The 20,916-nt window shown below is 60.9% G+C and carries 18 protein-coding genes; 9 read left to right on the forward strand and 9 right to left on the reverse strand.

Annotated elements, in window-relative coordinates; all coding sequences use genetic code 11:
- Window positions 1–144 precede the first annotated feature (144 nt).
- The 3 genes from CKW30_RS17410 to CKW30_RS17420 all read right to left on the reverse strand — a co-directional run bounded on the left by CKW30_RS17410 (window position 145) and on the right by CKW30_RS17420 (window position 3,901).
- A complete protein-coding gene (locus tag CKW30_RS17410) occupies window positions 145–2,196 on the reverse strand; it encodes a bifunctional diguanylate cyclase/phosphodiesterase (RefSeq protein WP_016773430.1) in 2,052 nt (683 codons plus the stop codon).
- A 329-nt stretch (window positions 2,197–2,525) separates the two neighbouring features.
- Window positions 2,526–3,122 (reverse strand): superoxide dismutase, encoded by a 597-nt coding sequence (locus tag CKW30_RS17415; RefSeq protein ID WP_016773431.1) that lies wholly within the window; start codon window positions 3,120–3,122, stop codon window positions 2,526–2,528.
- Window positions 3,123–3,298: 176 nt separating this feature from the next.
- Window positions 3,299–3,901 carry a LysE/ArgO family amino acid transporter gene (locus CKW30_RS17420; RefSeq protein WP_095181437.1) on the reverse strand — a complete coding sequence of 201 codons (603 nt, stop codon included), beginning with the start codon at window positions 3,899–3,901 and terminating at the stop codon, window positions 3,299–3,301.
- Window positions 3,902–3,997: 96 nt separating this feature from the next.
- On the opposite strand from CKW30_RS17420, the gene CKW30_RS17425 reads away from it, so the two are divergent.
- The 4 genes from CKW30_RS17425 (at window position 3,998) to CKW30_RS17440 (ending at window position 7,934) form a co-directional block, all read left to right on the forward strand.
- Window positions 3,998–4,885 carry a LysR family transcriptional regulator ArgP gene (locus CKW30_RS17425; RefSeq protein WP_041479845.1) on the forward strand — a complete coding sequence of 296 codons (888 nt, stop codon included), beginning with the start codon at window positions 3,998–4,000 and terminating at the stop codon, window positions 4,883–4,885.
- Between the two features lie 99 nt (window positions 4,886–4,984).
- Window positions 4,985–5,977 (forward strand): NAD(P)-dependent oxidoreductase, encoded by a 993-nt coding sequence (locus CKW30_RS17430; RefSeq protein WP_095181438.1) that lies wholly within the window; start codon window positions 4,985–4,987, stop codon window positions 5,975–5,977.
- A 116-nt stretch (window positions 5,978–6,093) separates the two neighbouring features.
- Window positions 6,094–6,951 carry a hypothetical protein gene (locus CKW30_RS17435; RefSeq protein WP_056789961.1) on the forward strand — a complete coding sequence of 286 codons (858 nt, stop codon included), beginning with the start codon at window positions 6,094–6,096 and terminating at the stop codon, window positions 6,949–6,951.
- A 134-nt stretch (window positions 6,952–7,085) separates the two neighbouring features.
- Window positions 7,086–7,934 carry a cache domain-containing protein gene (locus CKW30_RS17440; RefSeq protein ID WP_095181439.1) on the forward strand — a complete coding sequence of 283 codons (849 nt, stop codon included), beginning with the start codon at window positions 7,086–7,088 and terminating at the stop codon, window positions 7,932–7,934.
- Window positions 7,935–8,057: 123 nt separating this feature from the next.
- Here the strand turns inward: CKW30_RS17440 and CKW30_RS17445 are convergent, their stop codons facing one another.
- Both CKW30_RS17445 and pobA read right to left on the reverse strand, forming a co-directional pair.
- Entirely contained in the window at window positions 8,058–9,575 is a 1,518-nt protein-coding gene (locus CKW30_RS17445) for an MDR family MFS transporter (RefSeq protein ID WP_095181440.1), read from the reverse strand.
- A 78-nt stretch (window positions 9,576–9,653) separates the two neighbouring features.
- A complete protein-coding gene (gene pobA / locus CKW30_RS17450; protein ID WP_095181441.1) occupies window positions 9,654–10,847 on the reverse strand; it encodes a 4-hydroxybenzoate 3-monooxygenase in 1,194 nt (397 codons plus the stop codon).
- 175 nt (window positions 10,848–11,022) lie between these two features.
- On the opposite strand from pobA, the gene CKW30_RS17455 reads away from it, so the two are divergent.
- Window positions 11,023–11,913, forward strand: coding sequence for a helix-turn-helix domain-containing protein (locus tag CKW30_RS17455; RefSeq protein ID WP_095181442.1), 891 nt, complete (start codon window positions 11,023–11,025; stop codon window positions 11,911–11,913).
- Between the two features lie 130 nt (window positions 11,914–12,043).
- Here CKW30_RS17455 and CKW30_RS27335 read toward each other — a convergent pair whose 3' ends face one another.
- Together CKW30_RS27335 and CKW30_RS17460 are read right to left on the reverse strand one after the other, a co-directional pair.
- Complete coding sequence (locus CKW30_RS27335; protein ID WP_016773438.1) at window positions 12,044–12,220, reverse strand: hypothetical protein; 177 nt, start codon at window positions 12,218–12,220, stop codon at window positions 12,044–12,046.
- Window positions 12,221–12,438: 218 nt separating this feature from the next.
- A complete protein-coding gene (locus CKW30_RS17460) occupies window positions 12,439–13,344 on the reverse strand; it encodes a LysR family transcriptional regulator (protein WP_218192304.1) in 906 nt (301 codons plus the stop codon).
- Window positions 13,345–13,457: 113 nt separating this feature from the next.
- Between CKW30_RS17460 and CKW30_RS17465 the strand changes: the two genes are divergently transcribed.
- Window positions 13,458–14,336, forward strand: a complete 879-nt coding sequence (locus CKW30_RS17465) for an MBL fold metallo-hydrolase (protein WP_056789950.1) — start codon at window positions 13,458–13,460, stop codon at window positions 14,334–14,336.
- Between the two features lie 45 nt (window positions 14,337–14,381).
- A complete protein-coding gene (locus CKW30_RS17470; protein ID WP_095181444.1) occupies window positions 14,382–14,996 on the forward strand; it encodes an NAD(P)-dependent oxidoreductase in 615 nt (204 codons plus the stop codon).
- A gap of 324 nt (window positions 14,997–15,320) precedes the next feature.
- Here CKW30_RS17470 and CKW30_RS17475 read toward each other — a convergent pair whose 3' ends face one another.
- Complete coding sequence (locus tag CKW30_RS17475) at window positions 15,321–16,202, reverse strand: LysR substrate-binding domain-containing protein (protein WP_095181445.1); 882 nt, start codon at window positions 16,200–16,202, stop codon at window positions 15,321–15,323.
- 218 nt (window positions 16,203–16,420) lie between these two features.
- Here CKW30_RS17475 and CKW30_RS17480 point away from each other — a divergent pair, with 218 nt between their 5' ends.
- Both CKW30_RS17480 and CKW30_RS17485 read left to right on the forward strand, forming a co-directional pair.
- Window positions 16,421–18,058: a 5-guanidino-2-oxopentanoate decarboxylase gene (locus CKW30_RS17480; RefSeq protein ID WP_095181446.1), complete on the forward strand. Its 1,638-nt coding sequence runs from the start codon at window positions 16,421–16,423 to the stop codon at window positions 18,056–18,058.
- Window positions 18,058–19,506: an aldehyde dehydrogenase family protein gene (locus CKW30_RS17485; protein ID WP_177434221.1), complete on the forward strand. Its 1,449-nt coding sequence runs from the start codon at window positions 18,058–18,060 to the stop codon at window positions 19,504–19,506. Before CKW30_RS17480 ends, CKW30_RS17485 begins: the two co-directional genes overlap by 1 nt.
- Before the next feature lie 246 nt (window positions 19,507–19,752).
- On the opposite strand, the gene CKW30_RS17490 is transcribed toward CKW30_RS17485, so the two are convergent.
- Window positions 19,753–20,682, reverse strand: coding sequence for an AraC family transcriptional regulator (locus CKW30_RS17490; RefSeq protein WP_016773445.1), 930 nt, complete (start codon window positions 20,680–20,682; stop codon window positions 19,753–19,755).
- Between the last annotated feature and the right edge of the window lie 234 nt (window positions 20,683–20,916).

Below are 20,916 nucleotides of genomic sequence, written 5' to 3' on the forward strand. Positions count from 1 at the left end.
ACATACAAGGTCAGGAGCAAGTCCTGCCTTAAGGAGCGATCGGTCTCCCCCAGAAACACATCTTCGTATGTCGCACCAGCGAGCTTAGATCTCATTCATGCTGGTGTGTGGGGAACATACAAGGAGCTGCCGAAGGCTGCGATCTTATAAAATAGCCGCGTTGCTGCGTTGCGCCTGCTTGAGGTAAATACCCAGCTCCCGCGCCGGCAGCGGTTTGCTGTAGTGGTAGCCCTGACCTTCGTGGCAACCCTCGGAAATGATGTAGGTTTCCTGCTCGGCGGTTTCCACGCCTTCGGCAATCACCTGCATGCCGAGGCTCTTGCCCAGTTGAATGATCGCCCGAACGATGGTCGCGTCATCGTCGTCATCGAGCAGGTCCTGCACGAAGCTCTTGTCGATCTTGATCTTGTCCAGCGGCAGGCTTTTCAGATAACTGAGGGACGAGTAGCCGGTGCCGAAGTCGTCGATCGCGATCAGCGCACCGGAGCGGCGCAGGCTGAGCAAATGCTGGGCGGCGGTGGTGATGTCTTCCATCAGGCCGGTTTCGGTGACTTCCAGTTCCAGACTGCGCGGCGGCAGGCGGTACATTTGCAGCAGGTTGTTGACCACCCGAGGCAGCTCGGCGTGGTGCAGTTGCACGGTGGACAGATTGACCGCCATGCGCAGATCGACGAAACCCTGATCGTGCCATTCGCGCAATTGCTTGCAGGCCTGATCGAGCACCCACTCGCCGATGGCGATGATCGTGCCGTTCTGTTCGGCCAGCGGAATGAACAGGTCCGGCGGCACCAGCCCGTGTTCCGGATGTTGCCAGCGAATCAGCGCTTCGACGCCGACCACGCGGTGGTCGCGATAGCTGATCTGCGGCTGATAGACGAGGTAGAACTGGTCGCGGATCAGCGCATCGCGCAAATCTTTTTCCAGCTCGCGACGACGGCGCATCTCGCTGTCGACGCTGGCGATGTAGAACTGATAGCGATTGCGCGAGCGGGTCTTGGCCAGGGTCATGGTCTGCTCGGCTTTCTGCAACAGCTTCTCGGTGCTGTCGCCGTCCTCGGGGAACAGGGTGATGCCGATGGTCGCGCGCAGGCGGATTTCCTGATCGTCGAGGGCGAAGGGCGCCTCGAGGTCATCGAGAATGCTCTGCGCCAGTTCCGCTGCCTCGTAAGGCTGTTCAATATCGGCCTGCACCAGCGCGAACTGATCGCCGCCCAGGCGAGCGAGGGCGCCCAGGCGACCGCTGTGGGCACGTAGACGATCGGCCAGGGCCAGCAGCAATTGGTCGCCGGTCTGGTAGCTGAATTGCTCGTTGATGCCCTTGAAGTCATCCAGGCCGACGCACAACACCGCGACGCGGCGCTGCAATTTGCCGGCATCGACGAGAATCTTGTCCAGTTGCTGCTGCAATTGCTGGCGGTTCGGCAGACCGGTAAGGAAGTCGTACTGGGCCATGCGCAGCAGGCTGTTTTCCGCTTCGTGGCGCAGGTGGGTGTTGCGTTCGATGGACTCGAGCAACTGGTTGGCAGTGTTGATCCACAGGCCCAGTTCGTTCTTTTCGTGGCCCTTGATCTGCGGAATCTTGTGCTCGCTGGGACGATCCGGGTTGATCTCGGTGAGGTGCTCGATGATTCGTGACAGCGGTTTGGTCAGCAACCAGTGATAGACCAGATACAGCACCAGGCCCAACGCCAGTGCGCGCAGCACGCCGGAAATGAAAATGATCACTGAGCTGACGATAAACCCTTCGCCATAAGTGGCCGTGTCGAGGGTGATGCTCAGGTCGCCGTAATATTCGCTGTAGGGGCCACGGCCGACCAGTTGCGTGGTGAAGGTGCGTTCCTGACCGAGAATCAGGTCGGTCAGCCAACGGCTATTGGAATGCTGCAGTTCGCGGGATTTTTGCGCCAGCATGGCTTCGTTGGGGTGGCCGATGGAGGCCTGACGCACGGCGTCGTCCTGGAACAGCCCTTCGATCACCTGCATGCCCATTTCCCGGTCCAGGCTGTACACGGCCTGGGTCGATGGATCGCGGAACATGTCGAGGATGCGCTCGGCGTCGCCGGCAACCGCCTGACGGGTCTTGTAGGCATCGAAGACAATCTGCGCGCAGCTCAAGACTACGCCTACGATCAATGCCGACAGGAGCACGACCCGGAGCAACTTCACCGACAAGCTGTTCTTGAGTTCCAGCTTCAAAGGATTATTCCTTGTTCCGTGCGGGTAGCGTCAAGTTGCCATGAGTATTGGCAATCCCGGGTTGGCAGTCAAAGGGACAATCGGGCACGGGAAAAGTCGCCGTGATCCTGGCCGCAATGTCGTCATTTGAGTAATAGCTCTGAATTAACTGTGTCGGTTGCAATTGCCTTCAACTTGAGCACTGGGCCAAAGATTTTTTCCTGTCTGTGATGGTAGACCGCTGGGGGCTGGCGGCAAACGGCGCGAAGCTGCTTTTACCGTGCGAGAAACGCCATGCGCCAGGCATAAAAAAACCCGGCCGAAGCCGGGTTTTTCATCTGGCGCGCAGCTTAAGCGGTGAAGGTTTTGCCTTCGAACTGCTCGGCCACGAACTTCCAGTTGACCAGGTTCCAGAACGCTTCAACGTACTTCGGACGCAGGTTGCGGTAGTCGATGTAGTAAGCGTGTTCCCAGACGTCGCAGGTCAGCAGCGGGGTGTCGCCGCTGGTCAGCGGGTTGCCGGCGCCGATGGTGCTGGCCAGGGCCAGGGAACCGTCAGCCTTTTTCACCAGCCAGCCCCAGCCGGAACCGAAGGTGCCGATCGAGGTTTTGCTGAATTCTTCCTTGAACTTGTCGAACGAACCGAACGCTGCGTTGATGGCATCTGCCAGGGCGCCGGTTGGTTGACCGCCGGCGTTTGGCGCCAGGCAGTTCCAGTAGAAAGTGTGGTTCCAGACCTGAGCGGCGTTGTTGAAGATGCCGCCCGAGGAAGTCTTGACGATTTCTTCCAGGGTCTTGCCTTCAAACTCGGTGCCTGGCACCAGGTTGTTCAGGTTCACGACGTAGGTGTTGTGGTGCTTGTCGTGGTGGAACTCCAGGGTTTCCTTGGAGATGTGCGGCTGCAGGGCATCGTGTGCGTAAGGCAGCGGCGGCAATTCGAAAGCCATGATGATTCTCCTAATCAGGTCTGTTGCGGTGAGCGCAAGGCCGATCACGGGCGGCCGGAAATGCACCGGCGAGTTTTTACTCTTTGCGGCGCAGGGTTCGGATCATAGCACCGGGGTCGCGCCTTAACCACGCAACAACTGTGTGGGATAGAGGTTCCAGAGCCTTTGGCAATTATTCATCCGGCGATGATCAACTGCGCGGCCACGGCAAACATCATCAACGCCACCACCAGATCGAGAATGCGCCACGTGCTCGGGCGGGCCAGCCACGGTGCCAGCCACGCCGCGCCTAGGGCCAGGGTGAAAAACCACAGCAACGATGCACTCGCCGCGCCGACCACATAAGCGCCCGGCACCGATTGCTGCGCGCCCAGCGAGCCGATCAGCAAAACCGTATCGAGATAAACGTGGGGGTTGAGCAAGGTCACCGCCAGCGCGCTGAGCATCACTGCACGCAGCGAACGCACGGTCTGGTTTTCGCCTTGCTCAAGGCTCTGCTTCGAACAGGCCCGGCGCAGTGCCTGGCTGCCGTACCAGATCAGAAACGTCGCACCGCCCCAACGGGCGATCGCCAGCAGGGTCGGGTTCTGCGCGAGGATCGTCGCCAGGCCGAACACCCCGGCCGCGACCAGAATCGCGTCACACACCACGCACAATACCGCCACCGGCAAATGGTGTTCACGGCGCAGGCTTTGCGCCAAGACAAAAGCGTTCTGCGTACCGATCGCCATGATCAGGCCGAACGCCACCAACAGGCCGTTTACGTAGCTTTGCCACATGGGAGAGATCCTTGAAAGAGAGTGCTTGCTGGCTATTCTCCGGTGTGACGCTGTATAAGAAAAACCAATAGTGCTGATCGCCCATTAGGAAAACTGATGTTCGACTATAAATTGCTTTCCGCGCTCGCCGCAGTGGTCGAGCAGGCCGGATTCGATCGCGCCGCACAGGTGCTCGGCCTGTCGCAGTCGGCGATCTCCCAGCGCATCAAATTGCTTGAAGCGCGGGTCGGCCAGCCAGTGCTGGTGCGCGAAACACCGCCATCGCCGACCGAGATCGGCCGACGCTTGCTCAACCATGTGCAGCAGGTGCGTCTGCTGGAGCGCGACTTGCAATCAGTGGTGCCGGCGCTGGACGAAGAAGGCCTGCCCGATCGCCTGCGCATCGCCCTCAACGCCGACAGCCTCGCCACTTGGTGGGCCGAGGCCGTCGGCGATTTCTGCGCCGAGCAGCATTTGCTGCTCGACCTGATCGTCGAAGACCAGACCGTTGGCCTCAAGCGCATGCGTGCCGGTGAAGTGGCCGCATGCCTGTGTGCCAGCGAGCGGCCGGTGGCCGGCGCACGCAGCGTATTGCTCGGCGCCATGCGTTATCGGGCGCTGGCCAGTCCAGCCTTCCTCGCTCGGCATTTTCCCGAAGGCGTGCGCGCCGAACAGCTGCCGCGCACCCCGGCGCTGGTGTTCGGCCCGGACGATTTCCTTCAGCATCGCTATCTGGCGCTGTTGGGCGTCGACGGCGCGTTCGAGCACCATTTATGCCCGTCCTCCGAAGGCTTCATTCGCCTGACCGAAGCCGGTCTGGGTTGGGGCCTGGTGCCGGAACTGCAAGTGCGCGAACAGTTGCAACGCGGGGTGCTGCGCGAATTGCTGCCAGATAAACCGATCGACGTGCCGCTGTACTGGCATCATTGGCGCAATGGCGGCCAGTTGCTCAATCTACTGACCGAGCAACTGCTGCGCTCGTCAAAGCAATGGCTAGTGGCTTGAACGCAGCATCAAGCGTCAAGCTGCAAGCGGCAAGAACACGCACCGTTTCAACTTGCAGCTGAAAGCTTGAAGCTTGCAGCTGCTTCCCTGGAGTTTTTGATGAAGATTTTGGTTACCGGCGCCAGTGGCTTTATTGGCGGGCGCTTTGCGCGTTTCGCCCTGGAGCAGGGCCTTGAAGTGCGGGTCAACGATCGCCGGGCCGAGAGCGTCGAACATCTGGTGCGCCGGGGCGCGGAGTTCGTACCGGGCGATCTGAGCGACGCCGATCTGGTGCGGGATCTGTGCAGCGATGTCGAGGCCGTGGTGCATTGCGCTGGTGCTGTCGGTGTGTGGGGGCGTTATCAGGACTTTCATCAGGGCAACGTCGAAGTCACCGAAAACGTCGTCGAAGCGTGCCTCAAGCAGCGGGTGCGGCGGCTGGTGCATCTGTCGTCGCCGTCGATCTATTTCGATGGCCGCGACCATGTCGGCCTGACCGAAGAGCAAGTGCCCAAACGCTTCAAGCATCCCTACGCCGCGACCAAGTATCTGGCCGAGCAGAAAGTCTTCGGTGCCCAGGAATTCGGTCTGGAAACCATCGCCCTGCGCCCGCGTTTCGTCACCGGTGCCGGCGACATGAGCATCTTTCCGCGCCTGCTGAAGATGCAACGCAAGGGCCGGCTGGCGATCATCGGCGACGGCTTGAACAAGGTCGATTTCACCAGCGTGCAGAACCTCAACGAAGCCATGCTCAGCAGCCTGTTGGCGCAAGGTTCTGCGCTCGGCAAGGCTTACAACATCAGCAACGGTACGCCGGTGCCGCTGTGGGACGTGGTCAATTACGTGATGCGGCGGATGGACGTCGATCAGGTGCGCAAATATCGCTCCTACGGTCTCGCGTACAGCGTCGCGGCGCTCAACGAAGGCGCGTGCATGCTCTGGCCGGGACGCCCGGAGCCGACCCTGTCGCGCCTGGGCATGCAGGTCATGAAAAAAAATTTCACCCTCGACATCAGCCGCGCCCGGCATTATCTCGACTACGATCCGAAAGTCAGCCTCTGGGCTGCCCTCGATGAATTCTGTGCGTGGTGGAAAGCCCAGGACATCCGTTGAAACGATTCGGCCGGGCGGCAATGAACCGCCTTGCGGGTTGAGGGTCAATGCCTGCGGCTGCGGCGGTTATACTTCGCAGCATTTAGCCATCACCGCGTTTGCCAAAGGTTGCCTCAATGTCCATGCGAAACGATGCCCACGACGACGATTTCGATAACGTGCCAAGCCTGCGCGCTGACCCGTTCGACGACGATGACATCGCGCCCGGCCCCCGCACTTCCGTGCATTCGCGCACGGCGCCAGTGGTCAAGGTCAAGGCCGCCAGCACCGGGCCGCTGTGGGCGCTGGTCGGTGCGTTGTTTTTCGCCTTCATCGGTCTGGCCTGGTGGAGCTTCCAGCAGATCTCGCTGATGGAACAGCAACTGGTCGCCACCCAGGAAAGCTTCGCCCGCATCAGCGAAGAAGCGGCGGGGCGCCTGCAGGATATTTCCGGCAAGGTTGTCGCCAGCCAGAGCAACGTCAACAGTGACAGCGAAGCGCTGAAGCTGCAGATCAAACAACTCGAAGGCAAGCTGCTCGACCAGAGCAAGCAGCAGCAAGGCGTGGCCGGTCAGGCCAGCGAACTGGACAAGCGGCTGGCGCAAATGACCGCGCAGACCACCGAACAGCAGAACGCCAATACGCAGTTGCAGGCTCAGGTCAAAGCCTTGAGCGCCGAGCTGGCGACCATCAAGAGCACCCCGGCCGATACCAGCAAGGTCGATGCGCAGTTGAAAGCCTTCGACGCCCAGTTCAAAAGCCTTGGTGCCGATATCGCCGCGCTGAAGAAACAGGGCAACCCGAGCGCGGCGATCGATCGTCTGGAGCAGGACATCGTGGTGCTGAAAAGTCAGCAGGACAATCGCCCGGCAGCGCCGCAGGGTGGCGGCAATACCGCCGAGTTCGATGCGTTCCGCGCGCAGATGACCCGCAACCTCAACACTTTGCAGGCGCAGATCCAGAATCTCCAGCAGCAGATCAATTCCCGCCCGTAGCGACTGATCTGTTGCCCGGAGGGCTTTGTCCCCTCACCACAGGGGCCTGTAATCCCCTGCATCATTCTGAATACTCGTACATCAGCCCAAGCCGTCTACGCTCTTGAGACACCAAAAAGAACGAGGGATGCGCTATGGGGTTTTTGCATAAAGTGGCCTGGCTCGGCCTGATTCTGTTGGCCGGTTTCGGCCAGGCCAGCGCCGCCACCGCCGCCAAGGATGACAGTCAGGCGGCCATCGCCCTGCTGGAAAAAGCCTTGGCCTACTACCACGACAATGGCGACAAGGCCTTCGCCGCCTTCAGCCGCCAGGGTGAGTTCGTCGACAAGGATCGCTACGTGTTCGTCCTCGACACCAAAGGCGTCATGCTTGCCAGTGGCGGGCCGTCATCGGCGCTGATCGGCCGTGATGTCAGCGAAGTGCTCGGGCCGGATCTGCAGAAGGCGTTCAAGGATGCGCTGAAAGTGCCGGAAGGCAACGGCATCCAGCAGGCCGAATACCGCTGGCAGAACTGGGCCGACGGCAAGGTCGAGCGCAAGCATGTGTTTTATCAGCGCGTAGGGCAGCGGATTCTCGCGGTGGGTTACTACTTGCCACGGGCCTCGGCTGAGCAGGCCAAGGCCTTGCTGGACAAAGCCGCGACGGATCTGGGCAAGGACGAGAAGGGCACGCTGGTTGCGATCAACTCGCTCAAGGGCGGATACCTGCAGGATGACCTGTATGTCTTCGTGGTCGATCTGAACAACCAGCGTTATGTCGCCCACGGCACCAATCTGCGCTTGATCAACACTGATTTTGGCAAGGTCAAGGACCCGGAAGGCAAGCCAGTGGGCGAGCCGATTCTGGCGCTGATCGGCAAGCAGGATGAAGGCGAATACGAATACCGCTGGAAAAACCCGGTGACCGGCAAGATCGAGGACAAGCATGCGTACCTGAAAAAGGTCGGGCACTTCCTCGTCGCGGTGGGTTACTACAGCCCTTGAGAGAACACCGTTCCCTTGTGGGAGCGAGCCTGCTCGCGAAGCGGTGTGTCATTCAGCTATGTGTCGGCTGACACCGCGCATTCGCGAGCAGGCTCGCTCCCACAGTGGTATTTGTTGCGGCAATTATTTCGCGCCGTGCTCCCGTCCGCGCAGCAGGTTGTTCGGCATGGCAATCGCCGCTGCCAGCCCCAGCAACGACACTGCCGTGCTGACCCAGAGCAAGTGGCGGAAGGTCACCAGCAGCTCCGCGCGCAAAGCGTTCTGCGCTTCACCGGGTGCGGCGTTCAGGCCATCGAGCAGGACGTTGCCCGAATGCCCTTCGCTGATCAGCGAACTGTTCGCCAGGTGGGCGAAACTGGAATGGTGCAGCAACGCCAGCAGCAGCGCCGACATCAAAGCCACGCCCACCGCGCCGCCCAGTGAGCGGAACAGGTTGGTGGTGCTGGTGGCGACGCCGATGTCGCGTTGTTCCACCGAGTTTTGCGTGCCGACCAGCGAGGTCGGGAACTGCATGCCGCCGGCGATGCCGCTGAGCAGCATGAACAGACCGCTGAGCAAGGTTGCTTGGGGCGGACTGAAGGCCATGCCGAGAATCGAGATCGGCATGAGGATCGCCCCGGTGAGAATCTGCGGTTTGTAGCGTCCGGTAATCGAGGTGCGGCGGCCGGCGAAATAGGCACCGATCGGCAAGCCCATCGCCAATGGCAGCAAGTGCAGCGCTGCGCTGTCGGCGCCAGCGCCGGTGACGCTTTGGAAACGCAATGGCATCAGCACGATCAGCGAGATGGCCTGGAAACTGGTGAAGAAGATCGTGCACCAGCACAGCAGCGCGCTGCGATTGGTGAACAAGTGCATCGGCAGCAATGGCTCACGTGCACGGCGTTCATGCCAGACGAACAGCGCCAGCACCACCACGGCGCAGGCGAACAGGCCGAGCACTTCGCCGCTGCGCCATGAATGACCCTGGCCGACTTCGGTGATGCCGAGCAGCAACGCCGTGAGACCAATGATCATCAGCACCGTGCCGAGGTAATCGATCACCGGTTTGCGCTGCGGAATCGGCAAGCCGCGCAGGTTGCGCCGTGCCACCCACCACGCGCCAAGCCCCAGCGGCAGGTTGATCAGAAACACCCAGCGCCACGACAGGTATTCGGTCATGTAGCCGCCGAGCACCGGGCCGGCGACGCTGGCCACGGCGTACATGCTGCTGAAGTAACCCTGATAGCGCCCGCGTTCACGTGGCGGGACGATGTCGCCGATGATCGCCTGACTCACCGAGATCATGCCGCCGGCGCCGATGCCCTGAAGGATCCGCGCCAGCACCAGTTGTTCCATGCTCTGCGCCATACCGCAGAACAGCGAGGCGAGGGTGAACAGGCCCATGCCGAACAACATCAGTTTGCGTCGCCCGTACAGGTCACCGAGTTTGCCGTAGATCGGCACCGCCACGGTCATCGCCACCATGTAACCGGAAATCACCCAGGCCAGCAGGCTGACGTCCTTGAATTGCGCGGAGATCGCCGGCATCGACACGGCGACGATGGTCTGGTCCAGCGCACCGAGGAAGATCGCCATCATCAAGGCGACCAGCACGCTGCGAATGGCCGGTTTGGGCGTTTCAGGTTGATTGAGAGTGGTCACGGGCGAGCCTGCGGGCATTGATGGACCCGCGCGGCCATCGCGCGCGGGTGGATGCTCGCAGTGTAAGTCGGTAGGAAGCTATTCGATAGCCTCGTACGGAAGCCCGACGTAATTTTCTGCAATGGTTTTTTGCCCGGCTTGCGAGCTGACAAAATAGTCCAGTTCCGAAGCGCTGATGCGCTGGCTGAACTCATCGTGATCGTCGAAGCGATGCAGCATCGACGTCATCCACCAGGAAAACCGTTCGGCTTTCCACACCCGGCGCAGGCAGATTTCCGAGTATTTTTCCAGCAGATCAGTGCGGCCTTCGCGATACACCTTCAGCAGAATATTGAACAACGTGCTGACATCGCTGGCCGCCAGGTTCAAGCCCTTGGCGCCAGTGGGCGGGACGATGTGGGCGGCGTCGCCGACCAGGAACATCCGGCCGTATTGCATCGGTTCGACGACAAAACTGCGCAGCGGCGCGATGCTTTTTTCGATCGAAGGGCCGGTCACCAGTTTTTCCGCGAGGGCATCCGGCAGGCGTTTTTTCAGCTCATCCCAGAAACGCTGATCGCTCCAGTCATCGACGTTTTCATCTGCCGGGACTTGCAGGTAATAGCGGGTGCGGGTGGCCGAACGCATGCTGCACAAAGCGAAGCCACGCTCGTGGCGGGCATAGACCAATTCGTCGTGAACCGGCGGCGTGTCGGCGAGAATGCCCAGCCAGCCGAACGGGTAGACCCGTTCGAAGATCTTCAGGCAATCGGCCGGAATCGACTGCCGCGCGACGCCGTGGAAACCATCGCAACCGGCGATGTAATCGCAATCGACGCGCCAGCTTTCACCGTCCTTTTCGAAGGTGACGAAAGCTTCGTCGCTTTTCATGCCGTGGGGAACGACATTGCTCGCCTGATAAATTGTCGGTGCCCCCGCGTCCCGACGAGCGGCCATCAGGTCGCGGGTTACCTCGGTCTGACCGTAGACCATTACTGTTTTACCGCCGGTCAGAGCGTGCAGATCGATGTGCACCTGACGCCCGTCCAGCGCCAGATCGAAGCCGCCATGAACCAGGCCTTCGGCGTCCATTCGCTGACCGACGCCGGCCTGACGCAGCAGCTCTACCATGCCTTGTTCAAGCACACCGGCACGGATGCGCGCAAGAATGTAATCAGGCGTCTGGCGTTCGAGGATCAGGGTTTCGATGCCAGCGTTGTGCAGCAACTGGCCGAGGAGCAGTCCGGAAGGACCGGCGCCGATAATGGCGACTTGGGTTTTCAGGGTTTTCATTGTTTTTATGACTCGCAAGCTTCACGCAGCAACAGCCGGTGAATGATTTTATGGATCGAGTGCTTGCATTTTTCCCTTGCGGGTCTGTCAATTGAAGGTGAAAACTGAGCCGATACCTGTACATTCTGCCAATCGGTGCGATTATCGCCCAAAAACCAGAGGCCTGGATTGAAGTATGAACAAGCCTGCCCTGCCTTCTATTCCGGTGTTCAAGCTCTACGGTGAAAGCCTGGACTGGCCGACCCCGGACTTGCTGCACTGTGAAACCATTTCCTCGCGCAGTCGCGAACATCAATGGGAAATCAAACCTCACCGCCACGCGGATCTGTGCCAGCTGCTGTTCGTTTTCAAAGGTCAGGCAGAGCTCGAAATCGAAGGCCAGCGCACGCAACTCGAGACGCCAGCGATTCAGGTGCTGCCACCGTTATCGGTGCACGGGTTTCGTTTTTCCGAGGATGTTGAAGGCTTCATCGTCACCTTGGCCACGCCGCTGATCAATCATTTGCAGGCGCAATTGGGCGATTCGGTACACGCGCTGGCCCGGGCGGAAAACTACCCGGCCGGCAAGGATGGCGATTATCTCAACACCCTGTTTTCAGCCTTGCAGGCCGAGTACAACGGTCATCAACCGGCGCGGGAAATGCTCATGCATTCGCTGGTCAGCGTGATCATGGTCTGGGTCAGCCGCCAGGCGATCGTTCGGCACAAGGCCAGCCAACGGCCGCAACGCCAGCGCGAATACCTCAACGGTTTCATTCAGTTGGTGGAAGAGACTTACCGCCAGCACGTCAAGGTCGAAGACCTCGCCCATCGCCTGGGCATCTCCGTGTCGCATCTCAACGGCACCTGCCGTGAACTGGCCGGGCAACCGGCGTTGCAGATCATGCACGAGCGTCAGTTGCTGGAAGCCAAGCGCCTGCTGACCTACACCAGCATGACGATTTACGAGATGTCGGAGCTGTTGGGGTTTTCCGATCCGACCAACTTCACGCGCCTGTTCCGTCGCCGGGTGGGGATTTCGCCAAAGGCATTCCGCGACCGCTTGAAGGCCGAGCAACAATCCTGATGCGCTGATGAGCCCTGTGGGAGCGAGCCTGCTCGCGAATACGGTCCTTCATTCAGCAACTAGGCTGGCTGACACAGCGCATTCGCGAGCAGGCTCGCTCCCACAGCAGTTGCATTCCAGCGCAGGTCTATCAGCGCAATGCGTTCAGCGTGGCATTGTGCGGAATACACCGCTCATAGTTGCAGCTCGCATACTCACGCGGCAGCTGGCGCAACTGCTCGACCCGCCAGGCAGCGGTGCCGTACAGCGCCAGTGTGGCGGCGCAGGTGATGAAGATGGCGGCGTATCTTTTTGTTTTGATGTTCATGGTGTTCGACCTCTGAACGTCTACCTTGCGGTATTACTTTGAGCATAGGTCAGCGGCGCGTACTTGCCAGCGAGTGCGCTTGAGGATTTAGCCGGCCATTCAGCGAATTGATGCCTATGTGGGAGCGAGCCTGCTCGCGAAGGCGGTGGTCCAAGCGACATCAATGTTGAATGTACTGGCCTCTTCGCGAGCAGGCTCGCTCCCACAAGGGATCGGGTTTACAGGCCGGCATCCCAGGCCGGGGCCTCGGGAAAGCGCTGCACAAGAAAGTCGAGCATGCTGCGCAATGCCGCCGGCATGTGTTTGCGTGAGGCGTACACCGCGTAGATATTCATCTGGCGCGGTTCTGCGTGTGGCAGCAAACGCAGCAGTTCGCCGCTGTGAATATGCACGCCAGCCTGGTAGGTCGGCAGCATCGCCACGCCCGCGCCGGCCAGGGTGGCGCGCAGGAGGGTGCTGGCCTCGTTGGCGCTGATATTGCCCTGCACCGGCACCGAAACCGGTTCGCCATCCTCCTCGAAATGCCACAGGCTCTTGCCGAAATAGGAATGAGTCAGGCAGTTGTGTCGGCTCAGTTCCTCCACCCGCAACGGCGCCGGATGCTCAAGCAGATACGCCGGTGCTGCGCAGACCACCGAGCGGCACACGGTCAGGCGCCGGGCGATCAGATTCGGATCAAGATCGTTGCTGGTGCGAATCGCCAGATCGATGCGCTCATCGACCAGATTCACCGTACGGTCGAGCATCTGCAGATCGATGCTCACGCCGGGGTAAAGCTTGACGTATGCCGCCATCGCATCGGCCAGTTGCGCTTGGCCAAACGAGGTGCTGACGCTGATCCGCAGCAATCCGCGCGGCGCGTCATGGGGTTCACTGACGGCGGCCTGCATGTCGTGCGACAGGTCGATCATCTGCCGGCAGCGCGGGAGGATTTCGCTGCCGGCGGCGGTCAGGCTCAATTTGCGCGTGGTGCGGTGCATAAGCCGCGCGCCGACCCAGTCTTCCAGCTCCGCCAGATAGCGCGACACCACCGGCCGCGACAGGTCGAGGTGGTCGGCCGCCGCCGACTGGCTGCCCAGGTCCACGACCGTGACGAATACCCGCATTGCTTGAAGCCGATCCATGATTTGCCCGCTTTCAGAAACAAACTATGTCCAAGCATCGCATTTTTTGTACTGAGTCTGGCAACTAAGCTCTGTTGCATCGCCAGACTGGCATTCGCAATCCGGAGCAACACATGATCGGCTTTACCCCCTTCAAACGCGTTCTGCTCGCCGCAGCATTTTTCGGCTTTGCCGCCCATGCATCCGCCGCCGAGCTGAGCCTCGATGTCTACAACCCGGGCACCCAGGCGATTTTCCCGGTCAGCTCGGTGCTGGTCAGCGGTGAGAAAGAAGCGATTCTGGTCGACGCGCAATTCGGCAAATCCCAGGCTGAGCAGGTCGTGGAAAAGATCCGCGCCAGCGGCAAGCAATTGACCACCATCTACATCAGCCATGGCGACCCGGATTACTACTTTGGCCTCGACACCCTGACCAAGGCATTCCCGCAGGCGAAAGTGCTGGCTTCGCAGCCGACTGTCGATCACATCAAGCACACCGTCGACGGCAAACTGGCCTACTGGGGGCCGAAAATGGGCGCCGACGTGCCGGCGAAAACCATCGTCCCGGACGTGCTCAAGGGCGACAGCCTGACCCTTGAAGGCAAGCAATTGCAGGTGATCGGCCTCGACGGCAAGCAACCGGATCGCAGCTTCGTATGGATCCCGTCGCTCAAAGCAGTGGTCGGTGGCGTAGTGGTCGCCGAGAACATTCATGTGTGGATGGCCGACACCCAGACCGCGCAATCCCACGCCGACTGGCTGCACACCCTGCACACCATCGAAAGCCTGAAACCGCAAACCGTGGTGCCCGGCCATTACCTGGGGGACAGCAGCCGCTCGCTGGCCAGCGTGAAATTCACCGCCGATTACATCAAGGCCTTCGATGCCGAAACCGCCAAGGCCAAAGACTCTGCTGCACTGATCGCTGCGATGAAAAAACGCTACCCGCAGCTGGGCGAGGAAAGCTCGCTGGAACTCAGCGCGAAAGTCGCCAAGGGCGAGATGCAGTGGTAAGCCGAACCTGAACACGCAGCATTTTCAAGCCAACTGGAGAATGTCATGAGCAAGATCGCAATCATTGGTGCCACCGGCCGTGCCGGTAGCCAATTGCTGGAAGAAGCCCTGCGTCGCGGCCACAGCGTCACCGCCATTGCCCGCGATACCTCGAAGATCGGCAGCCGTGCCGGTGTCGTCAGCAAGAGCCTCGACGTACTGGATTCGGCAGCGTTGGAAGCGGCGGTGGCCGGTCACGACGCAGTGATCAGCGCAGCGCATTTCGCCACCGTCCCGGCCTCGGCGATTGTCGGACCGGTAAAACAGGCGGGCGTGAAGCGCTTGCTGGTGGTCGGCGGCGCCGGTTCGCTGTTGCTGCCGGATGACACGCGAGTGATCGACAGTGCCGGTTTCCCGGCCGAATACAAAGCCGAGGCGAGCGCAGGTGCTGAGTTTCTTGATGCGTTGCGTCACGAGCAGGAACTGGACTGGACCTTTTTGTCGCCGTCGGCGGAGTTCGTCGAGGGTGAGCGCAGTGGCACATTCCGCGTCGGCAAGGATCATCTGTTGGTCAGTGCCGAAGGACGCAGCTGGATCACATTTGCCGATTACGCGATTGCGCTGATTGACGAAGTGGAAACGCCGAAGCATTCGCGGCAGCGTTATACCGTCGGGTATTGAGTCAAGCCTTTTCCCCTCACCCCAGCCCTCTCCCGGGGGAGAGGGAGCCGACCGAGTTGTCTTGCGTCACGCATTGACCTGAACGACCGTGTCGATTATGGATTCGGCGTGGCTGTGTCAGGTCGATGAATTTCTTGAGTATCCCCAATCAGTTCCCTCTCCCTGGGGAGAGGGGAGCCGACCGAGTTGTCTTGCGTCACACATTGACCTGAACGACCGTGTCGATTATGGATTCGGCGTGGCTGTGTCAGGTCGATGAATTTCTTGAGTATCCCCAATCAGTTCCCTCTCCCTGGGGAGAGGGCTAGGGTGAGGGGAGAGGCTTCAGCGCAAATGTGCCTGCTCAACCAGCCAGAGCATCAGTTCCTCAAGTTGCGGCGAGGGTTCGGCTCCAGCAGGCACCACCACGTAATACGCCAACCCCGTCTTCACCTTCAACGCAAACGGCATCACCAGCCGTCTTGCGTTCAGATCATCACCAATCAGCGACCAGTCCCCGATCGCCACCCCCGTGCCGTGCGAGGCCATCGACATCGCCTGATCCAGCGTTTCGAAATGCTGCCCGCTGCCAAGGTTGCCCAATCGCAATCCCGCTGCATCGAGCCACACCGACCAGTCCTGAATGTCGTGGGTCGGGTGCAATAACAAGTGTTCCTGCAGGTCCTTTGGTGAATTCAGCGCCGGCGAGCCTTTGAGCAGTTGCGGCGAGCAGACCGGTGTCAGTTGCTCGTCGAACAGATGCAGTGCGCCTGGCGAATTGTCCGGCGGCGGACCGTAGATCACGGCGGCGTCGAATTGCTCGCGCTGGAAATCCACACCGTGTTGCAGCGAGGCCGTCAATTTCACCGGCACGTCCGGGCGTTCCTTCTGCCATTGCAGCAGGCGCGGCAGCAGCCAGCGCATCACGCAGCTTGGGGCCTTGAGTTGCAACGTCTGGTGTTTGAGCCCGATCTGCTCGGTCGCTTCACTGATCAGCCCGAAAACCTTCTCCACTTGTGGCAGCCATTCGCGGCCTTCAGCCGTCAGCGCCAGACCTCGGGCCAGACGAATGAACAACGGATAACCGAGCTGTTCTTCGAGCCCGGCGATCTGCCGGCTCACCGCGCCCTGAGTGATGTGCAACTGCTCGGCGGCGCGAGTGAAATTGCAGCATTGCGCGGTGATCCAGAACGTATGCAGAGCGGGCAGGGGTGGCAGGCGTTTCATGGCGATCCGAGGTATGACGTGGGGACATGGCTAGTATGACTTTTAATCGATTGTTGCTGCCAGTTGCGCACCGTTCCAATGGGCACTCCACGGACCCTGTGGGAGCGAGCCTGCTCGCGAAGACGGTTCAAGGTTCGACACGGATGTTGGCTGGACCGCTTATTCGCGAGCAGGCTCGCTCCCACAGGGAGTGTTCAGTGAATGAAAGGGCAATCAATATGGCAACGTGCGGCGAAGTACTGGTCAAGCTATTGGAGAATTACGGGGTCGAGCAGGTGTTCGGCATTCCCGGTGTGCATACCGTTGAGCTGTACCGAGGCCTTGCCCGCTCAAGCATCAACCACGTCACGCCTCGTCATGAACAAGGCGCCGGGTTCATGGCTGACGGCTACGCGCGTACCAGCGGCAAACCCGGTGTGTGTTTCATCATCACCGGCCCGGGCATGACCAATATCACCACGGCCATGGGCCAGGCTTACGCCGATTCGATTCCGATGCTGGTGATCTCCAGCGTGCAGTCGCGCAGTCAGTTGGGCGGAGGGCGCGGCAAGTTGCATGAGCTGCCGAACCAGAGCGCACTGGTCGGCGGCGTCGCAGCGTTCTCGCACACGCTGATGTCGGCTGCCGAATTGCCGGTGGTGCTTGCTCGCGCTTTCGCGCTGTTCCAGGCCGGGCGACCGCGTCCGGTGCACATCGAAATTCCGTTGGACGTGCTGGTGGAAGAGGCCGATGAATTGCTCGCCAGCCTGCCGGTGAATATCGATCGCGCCGGCGCCGCACCGGCTGCCGTGAGCCGCATGAGCGAAATGCTGGCCAGCGCGCAACGTCCACTGATTCTTGCTGGCGGCGGTGCTATCGACGCGGCGCCGGAGCTGACCCGACTCGCCGAACTGCTCGACGCTCCAGTGGCGCTGACCATCAACGCCAAAGGCATGCTGCCGACCAGCCATCCGTTGTTGATCGGTTCGACGCAAAGCCTGGTCGCCACTCGCGCACTGGTCGCTGAAGCCGACGTGGTGCTGGCGATCGGCACGGAGCTGGCCGAGACCGATTACGACGTCACTTTCGCCGGCGGCTTCGAGATTCCCGGCAAGCTGCTGCGCATCGACATCGATGCCGATCAGACCGTGCGCAACTACCCGCCGCACGTCGCACTGGTCGCTGATTCGCGCAATGCCGCGCAAGCATTGCTCAGCGCCTTGTCGCACCAACCTCTGGCCGAGCGCCGCAATGATTGGGGCCAGGTTCGCGCCGCGCGTCTGCGTGATGAATTGGCGGCGAGCTGGGATGCGCCGACGCTGGCGCAGACGCGTTTCCTCGAAACCGTGCTGCACGAGCTGCCTGACGCGGTGTTCGTCGGCGACTCCACGCAACCGGTGTACACCGGCAACCTCACTTTCAACCCCGAGCGTCCACGTCGCTGGTTCAACGCATCCACCGGTTACGGCACCCTCGGCTATGCGTTGCCGGCGGCGATCGGTGCGTGGCTCGGTGGACAACTCGATAACGGCGCGCGCCCGCCGGTGGTGTGCCTGATCGGTGACGGCGGCTTGCAATTCACCCTGCCGGAACTGGCCAGCGCCGTTGAAGCACGGGTGCCGGTGATCGTGCTGCTGTGGAATAACCAGGGTTACGAGGAGATCAAAAAGTACATGGTCAACCGCGCCATCGAACCGGTTGGCGTGGACATCTACACCCCGGACTTCGTCGCCGTGGCCAAGGGCCTCGGTTGCGCCGCGCAAGCCATCAGCAATATCGACGAATTGCGCGCAGCGCTGCGTAAAGCGACGGACCGGCAAGGCCCGACGCTGATTGAAATCGACCAGAACCAGTGGATGCAGGCGGTGGCCCAATGATCAGCTTTCCAACCACACTCGACGGCCTCTACATCAATGGTCAATGGTCGTCAGGCCGCGAACATCTGCGGGTGATCAATCCCGCTACCGAAGCGCTGCTGACCACCGTCAATGGCGGTGACGACCACGCCGTCGACCAGGCGATCAGCGCGGCGACCGAGGCGTTCAAACACTGGTCGACAACCACCGGCGCCGAACGCGCTGCGATCCTGCGCAACATTGCCAACGGCGTGCGCAACGGTCGCGATCACTTGATGAATCTGCAGTCGAGTAATAACGGTAAACCGCAGTTCGAAGCGGCCATCGATGTCGATGACGTGATCGCCACTTTCGACTATTACGCCGAACTCGCCGAAGGCCTCGACGCCGGGCAGGACAGCAACGTGCCGCTGCCCAGCGATGACTTCAGCGCACGCCTGCGTCGTGAGCCATGCGGTGTGGTCGGGCTGATCGTGCCGTGGAATTTCCCCATGGTCACCACCGCGTGGAAACTGGCGCCAGCGCTCGCCGCCGGTTGCTGCGTGGTGCTGAAACCTTCTGAAGTGACGCCGTTGCCGGAGCTGGAACTGGCCGCGATCATCGCTGCATCCGGCTTGCCCGACGGCGTGTTCAATCTGGTCTGCGGCACTGGTCTGGCGGTAGGCGCGCCGTTGTCGGCCGATCCTCGCATCGCCAAGATCTCCTTTACCGGCAGCAACGCTGTTGGTGTGCAGGTGATGCAACGCGCTGCCGAAACCGTGAAGGGTGTGAGCCTGGAGCTGGGTGGCAAATCGTCGTTGCTGGTGCTGGCGGATGCTGATCTGCAGCTGGCGGTGGAACTGGCTTGTGGCGGGGCGTTCTTCAACGCCGGGCAGATGTGCTCGGCCACCAGTCGGGTGCTGGTTGCCGAGGAATTGATGGATGAGTTTCTTCAGCGTCTGCAAAAGCGCGCAGAGGCGATTCGAGTGGCCGATCCGTTTGATGCGGATGTGGAGATGGGCGCGCTGGTCAATCAGGCGCAGTACCGGCGGGTGCTTGGGCATATTGATCGCGGTTTGAGCGCCGGGGCGAGGTTGGTGTGCGGCGGTAATCGTCCGGCGCATTTGCCGCGCGGTTATTTCCTGCAACCGACGGTGTTCACCGACGTGTCGCTGGACAGCGCGTTATGGCGTGAGGAGATTTTCGGGCCGGTGGTGTGTGTGCGCGGTTTTGCCAGTGAGGCCGAAGCGATTGCCTTGGCCAACGACACGCAGTTCGGCCTGGTCGCGAGCGTAGTGACACGCGATGCCACAGCGGCGGATCGTGTGGCCAATGCCTTGCAGGCAGGGCTGGTTTGGATCAATGCACCGCAGGTGATTTTCCCGCAGACGGCTTGGGGCGGTTACAAGCAGAGCAGTGTCGGCCGCGAACTGGGGCCTTGGGGGTTGGCGGCGTTTTTGGAGATCAAGCACGTCGTGCGAGCGGTGTAGAAGCCTGCCCTCACCCCAGCCCTCTCCCGGGGGGAGAGGGCTGGGGTGAGGTGTCTTGCGTTCTCCGTCGACCTGAAAAACCGAGTCGATTATGGATTTGAAGGTCATCAACCCAACGCCGGGTTGGCCTGGCTTGGCTGATTCCGGATTCAGCACCGATATCGCAAGTCGCTGAACCTCTCCAATATCCCCCAATCGGTTCCCTCTCCCTCTGGGAGAGGGCTAGGGTGAGGGGCTTCTATGGAGTCACACCGAAAGCCGCAACCGCGCCAGATCCCGCAACGGCGGCGCACCAAACAGTCGGCTGTACTCGCGGCTGAACTGCGACGGACTTTCATAGCCCACCCGATACCCCGCCGCCGACGCTTCCAGCCCTTCGGTCAACATCAGCCGACGCGCCTCTTGCAGGCGCAACTGTTTTTGATACTGCAACGGACTCATCGCAGTCATCGCCTTGAAACGATGATGCAGAGTCGACACGCTGAGGTTTACTTCCCGCGCCAGATCATCGATGCGCAGCGGTTGCTCGAAATTGCCGTTGAGCCATTTGATGGCCTGGCTGATGCGATGGCTCTGACTGTTGGCAATCGCAATCTCATACAGACGATGGCCCTGTGGGCTGCGCAGCAGGCGATAGAGAATCTCCCGACGAATCAGCGGCGCGAGCATGGCGATGTCTTTCGGCGCGTCGAGCAGCCGGGCCAGCCGCAGCACTGCGTCGAGCATGGCGCTGTCGATTTTTTCCACGTACAGACCGCGTCCGGTCGGCCGCGTCGGTACGCCCATCGGGCCGGCGTCGGCGATCAGCGCGGTGATTTCGGTCGGATCAATGTCGAGGCGCACGGCGAGGATCGGTTCTTCCGGCGAGACATTGACCACGCGCCCGCTGAGCGGCATCGAGACCGACACCACCAGATAATTCAGCGGGTCGTAGTTGAAGAACTCGTCGGCCAGGCGCACCTCTTTGCGCCCCTGCGCCATGATGCACAGCGCCGGCTGCGCGAGCACCGGGGCAAAGTCATGGGACTGGGTGTGGCGCGACATCACCAGCGAACCGATGGCGGTCTGGTAGCTGCCATCGTCGCTGGTGTTGCGGCGGATGATCGCCGCCAGCTCCGCGCGCTGCTTTTCCATGTCGGCGCTGGGTTCGGCTTGAAAACGATCGAATGACGTCATGCACGGCATCCTTGGCAAGTGAGGGGGAATGCAGCAGAGCATATGTTTGTGCAAGCGGCGGCGGTAGACACATTCTGCCAAATGCTTGCCTGATTCTGCCCGCAGGTGCGCACATGTCTCCCGCCATACGATTCTGTAGGAGCTGCCGAAGGCTGCGATCCGTTGATCTTCAAGGCAAAAGCACAAGATCGCAGCCTTCGGCAGCTCCTACACAAATCGCGTATGACAGACGTG

Source organism: Pseudomonas sp. Irchel 3F6 (assembly GCF_900187595.1).
GTDB lineage: Bacteria > Pseudomonadota > Gammaproteobacteria > Pseudomonadales > Pseudomonadaceae > Aquipseudomonas > Aquipseudomonas siliginis.

Excerpts from the sequence above, each read along its gene's own strand:
- pobA (WP_095181441.1), bottom strand. The coding sequence starts at position 10,847 with ATGAAAACCCTGAAAACCCAAGTCGCCATTATCGGCGCCGGTCCTTCC.
- CKW30_RS17430 (WP_095181438.1), top strand. The coding sequence starts at position 4,985 with ATGAAGATTTTGGTTACCGGCGCCAGTGGCTTTATTGGCGGGCGCTTT.
- CKW30_RS17435 (WP_056789961.1), top strand. The coding sequence starts at position 6,094 with ATGTCCATGCGAAACGATGCCCACGACGACGATTTCGATAACGTGCCA.
- CKW30_RS17440 (WP_095181439.1), top strand. The coding sequence starts at position 7,086 with ATGGGGTTTTTGCATAAAGTGGCCTGGCTCGGCCTGATTCTGTTGGCC.
- CKW30_RS17460 (WP_218192304.1), bottom strand. The coding sequence starts at position 13,344 with ATGGATCGGCTTCAAGCAATGCGGGTATTCGTCACGGTCGTGGACCTG.
- CKW30_RS17490 (WP_016773445.1), bottom strand. The coding sequence starts at position 20,682 with ATGACGTCATTCGATCGTTTTCAAGCCGAACCCAGCGCCGACATGGAA.
- CKW30_RS17455 (WP_095181442.1), top strand. The coding sequence starts at position 11,023 with ATGAACAAGCCTGCCCTGCCTTCTATTCCGGTGTTCAAGCTCTACGGT.
- CKW30_RS17470 (WP_095181444.1), top strand. The coding sequence starts at position 14,382 with ATGAGCAAGATCGCAATCATTGGTGCCACCGGCCGTGCCGGTAGCCAA.
- CKW30_RS17415 (WP_016773431.1), bottom strand. The coding sequence starts at position 3,122 with ATGGCTTTCGAATTGCCGCCGCTGCCTTACGCACACGATGCCCTGCAG.
- CKW30_RS17480 (WP_095181446.1), top strand. The coding sequence starts at position 16,421 with ATGGCAACGTGCGGCGAAGTACTGGTCAAGCTATTGGAGAATTACGGG.
- CKW30_RS27335 (WP_016773438.1), bottom strand. The coding sequence starts at position 12,220 with ATGAACATCAAAACAAAAAGATACGCCGCCATCTTCATCACCTGCGCC.
- CKW30_RS17475 (WP_095181445.1), bottom strand. The coding sequence starts at position 16,202 with ATGAAACGCCTGCCACCCCTGCCCGCTCTGCATACGTTCTGGATCACC.
- CKW30_RS17425 (WP_041479845.1), top strand. The coding sequence starts at position 3,998 with ATGTTCGACTATAAATTGCTTTCCGCGCTCGCCGCAGTGGTCGAGCAG.
- CKW30_RS17465 (WP_056789950.1), top strand. The coding sequence starts at position 13,458 with ATGATCGGCTTTACCCCCTTCAAACGCGTTCTGCTCGCCGCAGCATTT.
- CKW30_RS17420 (WP_095181437.1), bottom strand. The coding sequence starts at position 3,901 with ATGTGGCAAAGCTACGTAAACGGCCTGTTGGTGGCGTTCGGCCTGATC.